Source organism: Citrobacter sp. MGH 55 (assembly GCF_016906145.1).
Lineage (GTDB): Bacteria > Pseudomonadota > Gammaproteobacteria > Enterobacterales > Enterobacteriaceae > Citrobacter_A > Citrobacter_A amalonaticus.
Map to the genome: position 1 here is coordinate 986,921 of NZ_CP070239.1, position 14,786 is coordinate 1,001,706.

Sequence of the window (14,786 nt, forward strand, 5' to 3'; positions counted from 1 at the left end):
GCTTCCTTATTGTTGTTGCGCAAATTCAGCCAACAGCGGCCAGCGTTTAATCGCGGCGGCGAGCTGTTCACGCTGGGAAATATCAGTGTAATCAAATTCTGGCAATGAAAAAGCCTGGCTTAATGCCAGGAAGTCGTTTTGAAAGGTATAGCCCAATGTTGAATCAGTTTGCGTGCCGGGTTCGTTGTCAGACATTTTGTTTTATCCCTTTGAATAGACTCGCCATGCTTCAAACATTTTTTCTTTTCGCATTCCGCTTCGTTCTCACCGAAATTTGGCAAGGCCAGATGTTGCTCATTTTCTGTCTTGTTGTTTCGTGAAAATACGCGTCATGGAATCGGAAAGGCCGATGTTACAAGGCTTCTTGCTCGCCAAATCGATTCACATGCTAAATCTGATACGTTTTAATTTCAATGTTAGGTTTATTTCTGAGCTTTCGCTAGTAAACTGATAAACAGATAAAATAGCGACCCGAGGAACGCTGTGGACCCTGTATTTTCAATTGGCATCTCATCATTATGGGATGAACTACGCCATATGCCAGCCGGCGGAGTCTGGTGGGTTAACACCGATCGCGTTGAAGACGCTATCAGCCTGGCGAATCAAACGATTGCCTTTCAGACCGTGACGGCAAAAGTCGCGGGCATTTCCATGGGCAGCGATCCCGGGAAGATATTCAAATTAGATGAATCTCACGGTCCGGAAAAAATTCAGTTATTTTCCATGCCAAATTCGGAAAAGGGTCTACAATTTATGACCCGCGATTTGCTGTGTTCCGTGGACCCGACGCATTACTTATTCATTCTTATTTGCGCAAATAACGGCTGGCAAAATATACCAGCTGAACGTTTGCGTCTGTGGCTGGATAAAATGAATAAATGGACGCGTCTCCATCACTGTTCTGTAGTGGTGCTTAACCCCGGCAATAATAACGATAAACAATTCTCTCTTTTAATGGGGGAATATCGCTCGCTTTATGGCCTCGCCAGTATGCGCTATCAGGGCGATCAGCATTTGTTTGATATCGCCTTCTGGTGTAATGAAAAAGGGGTTAGCGCTCGTCAGCAACTCACTGTCCGCCATCATGAAGGGCAGTGGGAACTGGCGCAGAAAGAAGAGGCAGAAATCCAGCCCCGTAGCGATGAAAAGCAGATCCTGAGTAATGTCGCCGTGCTGGAAGGGGCGCCGCCACTCTCCGAGCACTGGAAATTATTCGATAATAATGAAGCTTTATTCAATGAGGCGCGTACCGCACAGGCGGCAACGTTGATCTTTTCGCTTCAGCAAAACAGCCAGATTGAGCCCCTGGCACGGAGCATCCATACTCTGCGTCGCCAACGCGGAAGCGCGCTGAAAATCCTTGTGCGGGAAAACATCGCCAGCCTGCGCGCCACCGACGAACGCCTGCTATTAGGCTGCGGTGCCAATATGGTGATTCCGTGGAACGCGCCACTCTCGCGTTGTCTGACGCTGATTGAAAGCGTTCAGGGTCAGCAATTTAGTCGCTACGTGCCGGAAGATATCACGACGCTGCTGTCGATGACCCAGCCGATGAAACTGCGCGGTTTCCAGAAATGGGACGTGTTCTGTGAAGCGGTAAATAACATGATGAGCAACACCCTGCTGCCTGCCGACGGGAAAGGGGTGATGGTGGCGCTGCGGCCCGTTCCGGGTATCCGCGTTGAACAAGCCTTAACGATGTGTCGCCCGCACCGTACCGGCGATATCGTCACTATTGGCGGCAACCGCCTGGTGCTGTTCTTGTCGTTTTGCCGCGTGAACGATCTCGATACCGCGCTCAATCATATCTTCCCACTCCCGACCGGCGATCTCTTCTCTAACCGCATGGTCTGGTTTGAAGATAATCTCATCAGCGCTGAGCTGGTGCAGATGCGCTTACTGGCGCCAGAACAGTGGGGACAACCGCTGCCGCTGACCCAGAACGTGAAACCCGTCATCAATGCCGAGCATGACGGCAAGACGTGGCGGCGTATTCCGCAACCGCTACGCTTACTGGACGATGAAACGGAGCACTCATCATGATGACTATCAGCGATATCCTGCAAATCATCGTTGTTTGTGCACTGATTTTCTTCCCGCTGGGGTATCTGGCGCGCCATTCACTACGCCGGATCAGCAATACGACCCGGCTGTTATTTGCAAAACCTCGTTATGTTAAACCGGCCGGAACATTGCGCCGCGCGGTGATTTCCAGGGCAACGAAAAAATGACTCAACAAACACAAAACGCATCACTGCCTTCACCACTCTGGCAATACTGGCGCGGTCTTTCTGGCTGGAACTTCTATTTTCTGGTCAAGTTCGGCCTGCTCTGGGCGGGCTATCTGAATTTTCACCCGCTGCTGAATCTGGTCTTTATGGCCTTCCTGCTGATGCCGATTCCGCGTTACAGCCTGCATCGCATGCGTCACTGGGTTGCCATTCCGATCGGTTTTGCTCTGTTCTGGCACGACACCTGGCTGCCAGGTCCGGAAAGTATTATGAGCCAGGGCTCGCAGGTGGCAGGCTTTAGCACGGACTATTTACTCGATCTTGCCACGCGCTTTATCAACTGGCAGATGATTGGCGCCATGTTTGTCCTGTTGGTCGCGTGGCTGTTTTTATCACAATGGATTCGGGTTACCGCTTTCGTGGTGGCGATTCTGGTCTGGCTTAACGTCCTGACGCTGGCGGGTCCGAGTTTCTCTTTGTGGCCGGCGGGTCAACCGACGACCACGGTGACCACCACGGGCGGTACGGCAGCAGAAACGGTCGCGACCGCTGGAGGAGCACCGGTCGTTGGTGATATCCCGGCACAAACCGCACCGCCGACCTCGGCGAATCTCAACGCATGGTTGAATACGTTCTACAATGCGGAAGCGAAACGCAAAACGCCTTTCCCATCAGCACTCCCTGCCGATGCGCAGCCGTTTGAACTGTTAGTCATCAATATCTGCTCACTCTCCTGGTCCGATATTGAAGCCGCAGGGCTGATGTCGCACCCGCTTTGGTCGCACTTCGATATCCAGTTTAAACACTTCAATTCCGCCACGTCGTACAGCGGCCCGGCGGCGATTCGTCTGCTACGCGCCAGTTGCGGACAGCCCTCGCACACGAACCTGTATCAACCGGCAGGTAATGAATGCTATCTGTTTGATAACCTGTCAAAACTGGGCTTTACGCAGCATCTGATGATGGGCCATAACGGCGAATTCGGCGGCTTCCTGAAAGAGGTTCGTGAAAATGGCGGCATGCAGGCTGAACTGATGGATCAGAAAGGCTTACCTGCGCCGCTGCTGGGCTTTGATGGTTCCCCGGTGTATGACGACACCGCCGTGCTACAGCGCTGGATGGAAACCACGGAAAAAGATAAGGACTCCCGTAGCGCCACTTTCTACAACACCCTGCCGCTCCACGACGGTAACCACTATCCTGGCGTCAGTAAAACGGCGGACTACAAAGCGCGCGCGCAGAAATTCTTTGATGAACTGGATGCGTTCTTCACCGAGCTGGAGAAATCGGGTCGTAAGGTAATGGTGGTTGTCGTACCGGAACACGGCGGCGCGCTGAAAGGCGACAGAATGCAGGTCTCTGGCCTGCGTGATATTCCGAGCCCCTCGATCACCAACGTCCCGGCTGGCGTGAAATTCTTCGGCATGAAAGCGCCGCATCAGGGTGCGCCGATCGTCATTAATCAGCCAAGTAGCTATCTGGCCATTTCTGATCTGGTGGTACGCGTGCTTGACGGTAAGATCTTCTCCGAAGACAGCGTGGACTGGGCAAAACTCACCAGCAACCTGCCACAAACGGCTGTGGTCTCGGAAAACGCCAACGCGGTGGTTATCCAGTATCAGGACAAACCGTACGTCCGTCTGAACGGCGGCGACTGGGTGCCATATCCGCAATAACGAAAAAGGCCGCAAGGATCGCCCTTGCGGCCTGGTTCGGGCGCATGTTGCCACTGCGGCAGGCAGACGCCCATCAGCGCATTACTTCCTGCTACGTAGCCAGTTCACAACCATACCCGCAATGATACCGGCAATGGCTGGAGCCGCTATACCCTAAATAATTCGAGTTGCAGGAAGGCGGCAAGGGAGTGAATCCCCAGGAGCTTACTCTGGTAAGTGACTGGGGTGAGCGAGCGCAGCTAACGCACCTGCAACTTGAAGTATGACGGGTATAAATCATGCCAGAAAGCCATGCCTGGCTGAGTCAACGCCATATCGCCGCCTGTGTTGCAATGGCAACCGTTCGCGGCTATCGTTGAGTCGTTGAGGTGCAAGGTAAGCCCCCGTTTAGTTGCCAGGTTTATACCAGACAACGTGCGGGGGTTTTCTCTTTCCAGCAACTCACGCCGCCAGGGATCAAGCCCCCGCAACGCTGCGCCTCACCGGGAAACCCCGGCTTACCGCCGATTCTACGATAACCCGCCAGGCCCGACATCCAACATGCTTTCGCTTTGCGCGACGCCTCGCAATCAGCCAACTGGCAGAGACCTACACTCTTCTGTAGAATTGCGTCCCCTCGCGGTCATCAAGCCGTGACGGCTCTTTTTGGCAGGGGACTCCATGCAGCACGACACATCACCACTTTCCGATCACCGCGTATCCGGCAAACCGGCGTCGCAGAGTTTACCGTTTACCCGCTACGATTTTGGCTGGGTGTTGCTGTGCATCGGCATGGCGATTGGCGCAGGAACGGTATTAATGCCGGTGCAGATTGGGTTAAAAGGCATTTGGGTCTTTATTACCGCCTCTCTGATTGCCTATCCGGCCACCTGGATCGTGCAGGATATCTACCTGAAAACGCTCTCCGAGAGCGAAACCTGTAACGACTATACCGATGTCATCAGCCATTACCTGGGGAAAAACTGGGGCGTCTTCCTCGGGGTGATCTACTTCCTGATGATTATCCACGGCATATTTATTTACTCGCTTTCCGTGGTGTTCGACAGCGCGTCGTACATTCGCACCTTCGGTCTGACTGACGCCGACCTTTCGCAGTCATTGATCTACAAGGTGGCAATTTTTGCGGCGCTGGTGGCGATCGCCTCCGGCGGCGAGAAGTTGCTTTTTAAAATCTCCGGCCCAATGGTGGTAGTGAAAGTCGGTATCATCGTGGTGTTTGGACTGGCGATGATCCCACACTGGAACCTGAGCAATATCACCGCTTTCCCGCAAGCTTCGGTGTTCTTTCGCGACGTGTTGCTCACCATTCCGTTCTGCTTCTTTTCGGCAGTCTTCATTCAGGTTCTTAATCCGATGAATATTGCCTATCGCAAACGTGAAGCGGACAGACTCCTGGCAACCCGTATGGCGATTCGCACGCACCGTATCAGCTATATCACGCTCATTGCGGTGATCCTGTTTTTCTCCTTCTCGTTTACCTTCTCCATCACCCACGAGGAGGCGGTCTCCGCCTTTGAGCAAAACATTTCGGCGCTGGCGTTAGCCGCACAGGTTATTCCAGGCCCGATTATCCACATTACCTCGACGGTGCTGAATATCTTTGCGGTGCTGACGGCGTTCTTTGGGATCTATCTGGGGTTCCACGAGGCGATGAAAGGCATCATTTTGAATGTGCTGGGGCGCATCGTTAACGTCGGAAATATTCCTCCGCGCATCATTACGCTGGGTATTTGCGCGTTTATCGTCACCACGCTGGTGATTTGGGTTTCCTTCCGTGTCTCCGTGCTGGTGTTCTTCCAGCTCGGCAGCCCGCTGTACGGGATCGTCTCCTGCCTGATTCCGTTCTTCCTGATTTATAAAGTCAGCCAGTTGGAAAAACTGCGCGGCCTGAAAAGCTGGCTGATTTTGCTGTACGGCGTTTTGCTCTGTTTGTCGCCGCTACTGAAGCTGATCGAGTAAATGCCTTACCTGGCCTACAAATCACCGTAGGCCAGGTAAAGCGAAGCCGCCATCAGGCACTTTTGTCAGATCGCTGTCTTCTGCGGGTTCTCATCCTGGTCAACCGCAAAACAGGCGACCAGTTGACCGTCGTAGTCTTTCAACTGCGGCTGCAACTGGGTGCAGGGGCCGAAGCGACGACGGCAGCGGGCGTTGAAGGCGCAACCCGGCGGCGGATTCAGCGGGCTGGGCAGCTCGCCGGTCAGTTTGATGCGCTCGCGGCGTTCGTCTGGATTCAGACGCGGCGTGGCGGAGAGCAGTGCCTGGGTATACGGGTGACGCGGATTATTGAAGATCTGATCCTTCGTCCCCTTCTCCACACAACGGCCTAAGTACATCACCATCACTTCATCCGCAATGTGTTCGACGACCGACAGGTCGTGGGAGATAAAGACGTAGGACAGCCCCAGTTCCTGCTGCAAATCCATCATCAGGTTCAGCACCTGCGCACGGACAGAAACATCGAGCGCAGAGACCGGTTCATCGGCAATCACCACATCCGGATCGAGCATCAGCCCACGGGCAATGGCGATACGCTGGCGCTGACCGCCGGAGAACATGTGCGGATAGCGATCGTAATGCTCGGTTTTCAGCCCCACTTTCGCCATCATCGCCAGCGCTTTTTCACGGCGCTGCTCTTTGCTCAGCGAAGTGTTGATCAGCAGTGGCTCTTCCAGAATCTGACCCACTTTCTTACGCGGATTCAGTGAACCATACGGGTTCTGGAACACAATCTGGATTTTCTGCCGACGCAGTTTCTGCGCATGTGGATCGTGCTTAAGCAGATCCTGTCCCTGGTAATACAGTTCACCGCCGGTCGGCGTTTCAATCATCGTCAGCAGACGGCCAAGCGTGGATTTCCCGCAGCCGGATTCGCCCACTACCGCCAGCGTTTTGCCGCGTTCAAGGGTAAAAGAGACCCCATCGAGCGCTTTCACCAGACGTTCAGGAGAGAAAATTCCCTTCTTCACCGGGTAGTGTTTTTTCAGGTCGATCGCCTGCAACAGCGGTTGTTGCGAGGTGGCCTCATGCGTACTCATAGTGTGGGCCTCCCGGCATCATCGAGTGGGTAATGACATTTCGACTGACGACCGCCATCCAGCAGGGCCAGTTCAGGTTCTTCACTGCGGCATTTGTCCGTTGCATAGGGGCAACGCGGGTTCAGCAGACAGCCCAACGGGCGGTCATATTTCCCCGGCACCACGCCAGGCAGTGAGGCCAGTCGCGCTTTATCCTGAGCAAACTCCGGCAACGCGCGCAGCAACGCCTGGGTGTAAGGATGACGCGGTGCGCGGAAAATATCGTGCGCCGCCCCCGTTTCCACCACCTGACCGGCGTACATGACAATGATTTTGTGCGCGGCTTCCGCCACCAGCGCCAGGTCATGAGTGATGAGCACCAACGCCATGTTCTCTTTCTGCTGCAGTTCCAGCAGCAGCTCGATGATTTGCGCCTGGATGGTCACGTCCAGCGCCGTCGTCGGTTCATCGGCAATCAACAGCTTCGGTCGACAGGCAATTGCCATCGCGATCATCACGCGCTGGCTCATCCCACCGGAAAGCTGATGCGGATACACGTCCAGACGCGAGGCCGGATCGGGGATCCCCACCTGGTTCAGCAGGTCAATCGCCCGCTGACGACGGGTTTGCTTGTTACCACCCTGATGCACCTTGATCGCTTCCATAATCTGGAAACCGACGGTGTAGCACGGATTCAGGCTGGTCATCGGGTCCTGGAAAATCATCGCCACTTCGGCGCCAACCAGATTACGGCGCTCTTTCTCAGAAATACGCTTCAGGTCCTGGCCGTTGAACAGCAGATTTTCCGCCATCACGCGGCCTGGATAATCAATCAGCCCCATAATCGCCAGCGAACTGACCGATTTTCCTGAGCCTGACTCACCGACAATACCAACCACTTCGCCCTGATTCACACTGTAGCTGATGCGGTCTACGGCGCGGAATTCGGAACCAACATCGCCGAAATGCACCGATAATTTATCTACATTTAATAACGCCATCTCGAACCTCTTACTGCTTCAGTTTGGGATCGAGCGCGTCACGCAGACCGTCACCCATCAGGTTAAATGCCAGCACCGTCAGCAGGATCGCCAGACCCGGGAAGGTCACGACCCACCAGGCGCTTTGTGCGAACTGCAACACATCAGCGAGCATGGTGCCCCACTCCGGTGTTGGCGGTTGCGCACCCATGCCCAGGAAGCCAAGCGCGGCCATATCGAGAATGGCGTTAGAGAAACCGAGCGACGCCTGAACGATCAGCGGCGCAAGGCAGTTCGGGAAGATGTTGATGAACATCTGGCGCATCGCGCCGGCCCCCGCCACGCGGGAAGCGGTCACGTAGTCGCGGTTGACCTCCACCAGTACAGCGGCGCGCGTCAGTCGCACATAGTGAGGCAGCGCCACGAACGTCAGTGCCAGCGCGGCGTTACCAATCGAGGGACCGAAGACCGCCACCAGCACCAGCGCGAGCAGCAGGCTCGGCAGCGCCAGCATGATATCGACGATACGCATAATGATGTTATCAACGATGCCGCCGAAATACCCGGCCACAAGGCCCAGCACGACACCCATCACCAGCGACAGCACCACCACCAGGCAGCCCACCAGCAGCGACAGACGCGCGCCATACATCAGGCGCGACAGGATATCGCGGCCCACGTCGTCAGTTCCCAGCAGATGCGCCAGCGTGCCGCCTTCCTGCCAGGCCGGCGGCGCCAGCAAGGTATCGCGGAACTGGTCTGCCGGGTTATACGGCGCCAGGAAGTTGGCGAATACCGCAATCAGGATCATGATCGCGACGTACACCAGCCCCACCACAGCGCCCTTGTTGCGTTTAAAATAGTGCCAGAACTCCTGCATCGGCGTCATCGGCACCGGCGCAGCAATAACTTTATTTTCAGTAACCTGTGACATGATGGCCCCTTACTTCTTATGACGAATACGCGGGTTCACCACGCCGTACAGCAGGTCGACCAGCAGGTTGACAAGAATAATCATCGTCGCCACCAGTAACACCCCACCCTGCACAACCGGATAATCGCGACGTTGCAGCGCATCAATCAGCCAGCGCCCAAGGCCAGGCCACGAGAAAATGGTTTCGGTCAGAATGGCGCCCGCCAGAAGCGTTCCCACCTGTAGACCAATCACGGTCACCACCGGCAGCATGGCGTTACGCAACGCGTGAATGATGATGACACGCATACGCGTCAGCCCTTTGGCGCGCGCGGTACGGATGTAATCTTCGCCCAGCACTTCCAGCATCGATGAACGAGTCATTCGCACAATCACTGCCAGAGGGATGGTGCCAAGCACCATCGCGGGCAGGATCATATGCACCACAGCATCAATGAAGTTGCCCTCTTCACCCCAGATTGCGGTGTCGATCAGCATAAAACCGGTCAACGGGTTCGAGTCATCAAGGAACACCATGTCGCTCACGCGCCCGGAGACGGGGGTCAGGTTGAGCTGCACGGAAACCAGCATGATCAGCATCATGCCCCACCAGAAGATAGGCATGGAATAGCCGGTCAGCGCCAGGCCAACAGCAGTATGATCGAAAATGGAACCGCGCTTAACGGCGGCCAGCACGCCCACGGGAATCCCCACGGCGGTAGCGAAAATCATGGCGCAGACACCCAGTTCCAGCGTCGCTTTAAAGCGAGGCACGAACTCGTCCCACACCGGTAAACGGCTTTTCAGCGAGATACCTAAATCACCATGCATAACCCCCCAGATGTAATGGAGGTACTGCTGCCACATCGGCTTATCGAGACCGAGTTCAGCCAACAGTTGAGCATGACGCTCAGGGGAGATACCACGCTCACCTGCCATGATCATCACCGGATCGCCGGGGATCATATGGACAAAAGCAAAGGTGAGAAGAGTGATACCGATAAACGTGGGGATGACGAGTCCCAAACGTCGGAGAATGAACTGCAACATAACCCGGATTCTCTCTAATGACGCACGGCCTGGAACCGTGAGTCTGTATTGCTCACAAATCTTATCCCCTCCTCAATGAGAAGGGGATAAAGCATTACTGCCGGGTGGCGCTACACGTACCGACTTAACGGTGCGTAGCGCTTACCTGGCGTTGCTTTTATTATTCGATAGAGACGTTTTCGAAGTGGTGTTTACCTAACGGATCAACCACATAGCCTTTGACTTCTTTACGCACTGGCTCGTACACGGTGGAGTGAGCCACGATCAGCGCCGGAGCCTGATCGTGCATCACGACCTGAGCCTGTTTGTAGAGTTCAATACGCTTGTTGTGGTCGTCGGTCGCACGCGCCGGTTGAATCAGATCTTCAAACGGCTTGTAGCACCAGCGAGAGTAGTTGGAACCGTCTTTCGCCGCCGCGCAGCTGAACAGGGTCGCGAAGAAGTTATCCGGATCCCCATTGTCGCCGGTCCAGCCCATCATTACCGCCTGATGCTCACCCGCTTTGGCGCGCTTCAGATACTCGCCCCACTCGTAGGTCACAATCTTGGCCTGAACGCCAATCTTCGCCCAGTCGGCCTGAACCATCTCAGCCATACGGCGGGCGTTCGGGTTGTACGGACGCTGTACTGGCATTGCCCACAGTTCAACGGTAAAGCCTTTATCCTGACCGGCTTCTTTCAGCAGGGCTTTCGCTTTCTCAGGATCGTAGGTGTAGTCTTTAACGTCGTCGTTATAGCCCCACATGGTTGGCGGGATCAGGTTCTTCGCCGCAACGCCAGCACCCTGATAAACGGCTTTGATGATCGCGTCTTTGTTCACCGCGTAGGTCAGCGCCTGACGTACTTTGACGTCATCAAACGGTTTCTTCTCGGTATTGAAAGAGAGATAGCCGACGTTCAGACCCGCCTGCTCCAGCAGGTTGATGTTTTTATCCTGCTTCATGCGCGCGATGTCAGCCGGGTTCGGGTATGGCATCACCTGGCATTCGTTCTTCTGCAGTTTGGCGTAACGCACGGACGCGTCAGGCGTGATGGAGAAGACCAGACGATCGATCTGCGGCTTAGTGCCCCAGTAACCTTCGAACGCTTTGTAGAGAATACGGGAGTCTTTCTGGTACTGCTGCAGCTGGAACGGACCGGTACCGATTGGGTTCAGGTCCACTTTTTCCGGCGAGCCAGCTTTCATCATATTGTCGGCATATTCTTTAGAAAGAATAGAGGCAAAGTCCATCGCCAGGTCAGCGAGGAACGGCGCTTCAGGACGCGTCAGCACGAACTGAACGGTGTTATCGTCCACTTTCTTCACTTCACTGATCAGGTCTTGCAGGCCCATGCCTTCAAAGTATTCATAGCTGCCGCCAGAGACTTTGTGGTACGGGTTCTGTGCGTTTTTCTGACGATCGAAAGAGAACACCACGTCATCGGCGTTGAAATCACGCGTCGGTTTGAACTCTTTATTGTCCTGCCACTTCACGCCCTGACGCAGGTGGAAGGTGTAGGTTTTACCGTCTTCACTGATTTCCCACTTTTCAGCGAGGCCCGGAATCACTTCCGTGGTGCCGGTTTTGAATTCAACCAGACGGTTATAGATAGGTACTGAGCTGGCGTCATAGGTTGTGCCAGAGGTAAACAGCTGCGGGTTGAACCCTTCAGGTGAACCTTCTGAACAATAAACCAGAGTTTTAGCTTGTACACTTGCTGCGACAGTCATAGCCACAAGGCTCAGACCAAGCTTCAGCATCCCTGACTTCTTCAAGGAAATACTCATTCTTCTGCTCCAAATGTGATGTTGTTGTTTTACCCTTTGCAGTGGGTTTGCACCGCCTGGCCTTTTTTGTTTTTTAACCGGCTGGGTCGGCGTTAAGAGGTGGGGATTCCGTTCACATAAACGACTGAGTAGCAGCGCGGATTCTCCATGAAATGCCCCTCATGCCCTACAATCTGTCAACAGAATGTGAAAACGTCAATACAGGTATCCATGATTTACAACAACGGTGAGAATTAGCAAACAAAGATTAAAAAAACTTCAGGCGGGTATTTTCAGCAGAGAAATTTATGCTACGCCCAGAACACCAGAATAAACACCTTAATATTTCGCAACATTTGGTGATTAACAATCGTGCAGAATATGAAAAATTTCTGACGAAATGCTGCATATCTGAGCGATAAATCCCACGAACGTTAAAACGCACAGCGGAAAATGCTAGCGCCAGCCATAAGTAACGCAAAAAAAGATTCATGCATAGATAAAAAAAGACAATGGAATATGTCACAAAACCGTTAACAAATAGTGAGAAGTGATGCGCACTTTTTTGTTGATGTTCCGCAGGAATGGATATTTACCTGATGAAGCGATTTCGTAGGCGGGATAAGGCGAATGCCGCCATCCGGCAGTGCGCACCGAATGCCTGATGGCGCTTCGCTTATCAGGCCTACAAAAGCAAAAAACCCTGCTCGTTGAGCAGGGCTTAAAATTTGGTCGGTGATAGAGGATAACTCGCCACRTCGTGGCTCGCCCTGCGGGCCGTTGCTRTCGCAACGTTCTCTCGCTCCGCTCGAGTCGAACCTCTTCCCCCGGAGGTTCTCATCCTCCCAGGCTTCGAATGCAAAAAGCCCTGCTCGTTGAGCAGGGCTTAAAATTTGGTCGGTGATAGAGGATAACTCGCCACATCGTGGCTCGCCCTGCGGGCCGTTGCTATCGCAACGTTCTCTCGCTCCGCTCGAGTCGAACCTCTTGCCCCCGGAGGTTCTCATCCTCTCAGACGCTGAATGCAAAAAACCCTGCTCGTTGAGCAGGGTTTTGAATTTGGTCGGTGATAGAGGATTCGAACCTCCGACCCCTTCGTCCCGAACGAAGTGCGCTACCAGGCTGCGCCAATCACCGAATGCGGGGCGCATCTTACTGCGCAGGTGCGCCCCCGTCAATCCCTTAGTATCAAAATGCCCTTTGATCGGCGAGAAAGTCGTCAGCCCGCTTACTGCGCGACGTTTTTCTGTCCGTCAGGGAGATGACACCAGTTGTTGTTCTCATTAATTCCGCCATTCGGCGAGGTATAACCGAGACAACCCATGATGGTGTCGTACAGCTCCACATGACGGCGCGGCACCTTCATTTCCGCTTCCTTCTTCAGGTGCGCAAACGCCTGGGCGTTGGCCGGGTTCTCCAGGTATTTATCAGACATCCAGACCATCATCGGCACGCGGAACTGCTCCGGTGGCGCCATCTTACGTGGCGTACCGTGCAGGTGCTCGCGCTCATTGATTGACTCACCGTGGTCGGCAGCGTAGAACACAATCGCTTTCTTATCGCGTACCTGATCAATCACCGTGTCGATAAAATGATCGACGTAGGTAATCGAGTTATCGTATGAATTAATCATCAGGTCTTTTGGGCACTTACGATCGATAGCGTAACATTCCGGCTTCCACTGAGCGAACTCGCGCGGATAACGCTGAGTGTAGTTGTAGTGAGAGCCCTTAGTGTGCAGCACAATCAGATGCTTACCCTGCGGGTTTTCCTGCAGCGAACGATCAACCTCATTGACCAGCAGCATGTCATCCACGGCTTTACCCCGGTTACGTGGCTCAGCAGCAATTTGTTCGCGATAGGCAATGTTGTCGGCCATCGTGTTGCTGTAAAACCACATCTCACTCTGCATCGCGTAGAGATCGGAACTAAAGCCTAACTGCTTGAGCACCGCAAAGACGTTTTGCTCTTTCAGCGTACGCTGTGGGTTGTCTTCGGCCCCACCCTGACGAACGAACATACAGCGCAGCGACAGTTTCGTCGCGGTATCGCAGGAATAACCACGATACATCACGACGTTCTTCTCTTTGGCAAGCTTCGGCGTGGTGTCGCGTTCATAGCCCAACATTCCCATATGATCCCAGCGCGTGGTTTCACCAATAATGAAAATCACGTAAGTGTCATCCAGGTTCTGTGTCGGGGTATAGGTGAATTTCTTCGCCGGGTTGATGAGCGATTTGTTATCCGATGATTCATCCACCTGCGCCCAGGCATACAGGCCCAGTGCAGACAGCCAGTTTGACGGCAGATAAGAGTTCGCCAGTACGCCGCCGTAACTCGGCATATCGACACCGGCAATACGATCGGCACGCTTCTGATGCATCTCCAGAAGACGAATTGGCACCCAGACCAGCAGCCCCGCCATCAGCACAATCAGCGCGCTGCGCCAGCGCACTTTTGGCGTGCAGAGCTGACGCCAGAAGGTATCCGTCGAGCGGTTAAACCAGATGAAGATCAACGGAAGAAGACTCACCGCCACCAGCCAGAGGACAAACGTCCAGCCGACCACCTCTTTGGAGAGATCGATATCCGTGGTCATGACCGAGGCAACGATGCCGTAACCGATCATCACGTTCATAAAAGTCATGTAATAACTTGCGCCCGCTGAAATCAGCACCAGCAACGAAGCCAGAACACGCCACACCGTCCTGCCCATCAGTGACAGGAGTCGTAAAAAGAAGAACGTTGCCAGCACAGTGCCAGCCAGTTCAACCACCGCGGAGATTCCATTCCAGAGGGTAAAATCTTGCGCGTAACCGTCAAACCGACGGAGGTAAACCGCGCCATTCATAAACAGACCGATATAGATCGCGAGCAAAAAACTCAGCTTTTGCTGCGACATCGACGTAATGTATCTCATGCAAGCAAGCCCTGGAAATCGAGGGGTTAACACAGCCTGCGCAACGGCGACATCCGCCGGGCAGGTGAAATTGCGAAGGTAGTCAAATAGTAAAATCGACACGCGCGGCTAAGTAGACCACAAGCAGCAAAGAAAGTGGCAACAGAGAATGTGATCGAAAGAGATATTTACAAAAAATCAAGTTTGAAAGCAGACTATTCACAGCAGATATAACAAAAAAAGGCCAGCTCATCGGCTGGCCTGTAGAAAATC

11 protein-coding genes, 1 tRNA gene, 2 other RNA genes and 1 pseudogene are annotated in these 14,786 nt (G+C 53.9%); 4 read left to right on the top strand and 11 right to left on the bottom strand.

From position 1 onward, the window contains the following. Window positions 1–6: 6 nt before the first annotated feature. Window positions 7–195: a cellulose biosynthesis protein BcsR gene (gene bcsR, locus JTI98_RS03945; protein WP_042323607.1), complete on the bottom strand. Its 189-nt coding sequence runs from the start codon at window positions 193–195 to the stop codon at window positions 7–9. Between the two features lie 288 nt (window positions 196–483). On the opposite strand from bcsR, the gene bcsE reads away from it, so the two are divergent. The 3 genes from bcsE to bcsG are packed head-to-tail and all read left to right on the top strand — an operon-like array spanning window position 484 to window position 3,907. After that, the gene (gene bcsE, locus JTI98_RS03950) at window positions 484–2,043 is read left to right on the top strand and encodes a cellulose biosynthesis c-di-GMP-binding protein BcsE (protein WP_046401664.1); all 1,560 of its coding nucleotides are present in this window, start codon (window positions 484–486) and stop codon (window positions 2,041–2,043) included. Next, complete coding sequence (gene bcsF, locus JTI98_RS03955) at window positions 2,040–2,231, top strand: cellulose biosynthesis protein BcsF (protein ID WP_042998550.1); 192 nt, start codon at window positions 2,040–2,042, stop codon at window positions 2,229–2,231. Before bcsE ends, bcsF begins: the two co-directional genes overlap by 4 nt. Beyond that, window positions 2,228–3,907 (top strand): cellulose biosynthesis protein BcsG, encoded by a 1,680-nt coding sequence (gene bcsG / locus JTI98_RS03960; RefSeq protein ID WP_044253740.1) that lies wholly within the window; start codon window positions 2,228–2,230, stop codon window positions 3,905–3,907. Before bcsF ends, bcsG begins: the two co-directional genes overlap by 4 nt. 81 nt (window positions 3,908–3,988) lie before the next feature. Here bcsG and JTI98_RS03965 read toward each other — a convergent pair. After that, a pseudogene (locus JTI98_RS03965) lies at window positions 3,989–4,057 on the bottom strand (type I toxin-antitoxin system toxin Ldr family protein); the annotation flags it as partial. 510 nt (window positions 4,058–4,567) lie between these two features. Between JTI98_RS03965 and JTI98_RS03970 the strand changes: the two are divergent. Continuing rightward, window positions 4,568–5,866, top strand: a complete 1,299-nt coding sequence (locus JTI98_RS03970) for an amino acid permease (RefSeq protein ID WP_044253742.1) — start codon at window positions 4,568–4,570, stop codon at window positions 5,864–5,866. A 65-nt stretch (window positions 5,867–5,931) separates the two neighbouring features. On the opposite strand, the gene dppF is transcribed toward JTI98_RS03970, so the two are convergent. From dppF to eptB, 9 genes are all read right to left on the bottom strand, one after another. Then, window positions 5,932–6,945 carry a dipeptide ABC transporter ATP-binding subunit DppF gene (gene dppF / locus JTI98_RS03975; protein WP_042998553.1) on the bottom strand — a complete coding sequence of 338 codons (1,014 nt, stop codon included), beginning with the start codon at window positions 6,943–6,945 and terminating at the stop codon, window positions 5,932–5,934. After that, window positions 6,942–7,925 (bottom strand): dipeptide ABC transporter ATP-binding protein, encoded by a 984-nt coding sequence (gene dppD, locus JTI98_RS03980; protein WP_042998554.1) that lies wholly within the window; start codon window positions 7,923–7,925, stop codon window positions 6,942–6,944. The genes dppF and dppD overlap by 4 nt, the downstream gene beginning before the upstream one ends. A 10-nt stretch (window positions 7,926–7,935) precedes the next feature. Continuing rightward, window positions 7,936–8,838 carry a dipeptide ABC transporter permease DppC gene (gene dppC / locus JTI98_RS03985; RefSeq protein WP_042998555.1) on the bottom strand — a complete coding sequence of 301 codons (903 nt, stop codon included), beginning with the start codon at window positions 8,836–8,838 and terminating at the stop codon, window positions 7,936–7,938. Between the two features lie 9 nt (window positions 8,839–8,847). Then, entirely contained in the window at window positions 8,848–9,867 is a 1,020-nt protein-coding gene (dppB, locus tag JTI98_RS03990; protein ID WP_042998556.1) for a dipeptide ABC transporter permease DppB, read from the bottom strand. Between the two features lie 160 nt (window positions 9,868–10,027). Next, window positions 10,028–11,635, bottom strand: a complete 1,608-nt coding sequence (dppA, locus tag JTI98_RS03995; protein ID WP_044253744.1) for a dipeptide ABC transporter periplasmic-binding protein DppA — start codon at window positions 11,633–11,635, stop codon at window positions 10,028–10,030. A gap of 708 nt (window positions 11,636–12,343) precedes the next feature. Next, window positions 12,344–12,476, bottom strand: a non-coding RNA gene (locus JTI98_RS04000) — RtT sRNA. 32 nt (window positions 12,477–12,508) lie between these two features. Continuing rightward, window positions 12,509–12,642, bottom strand: a non-coding RNA gene (locus JTI98_RS04005) — RtT sRNA. 32 nt (window positions 12,643–12,674) lie between these two features. Further along, window positions 12,675–12,751: transfer RNA gene (locus JTI98_RS04010), tRNA-Pro, on the bottom strand. A gap of 91 nt (window positions 12,752–12,842) precedes the next feature. Further along, window positions 12,843–14,534, bottom strand: a complete 1,692-nt coding sequence (eptB, locus tag JTI98_RS04015) for a kdo(2)-lipid A phosphoethanolamine 7''-transferase (protein ID WP_058587423.1) — start codon at window positions 14,532–14,534, stop codon at window positions 12,843–12,845. Window positions 14,535–14,786: the final 252 nt, after the last annotated feature.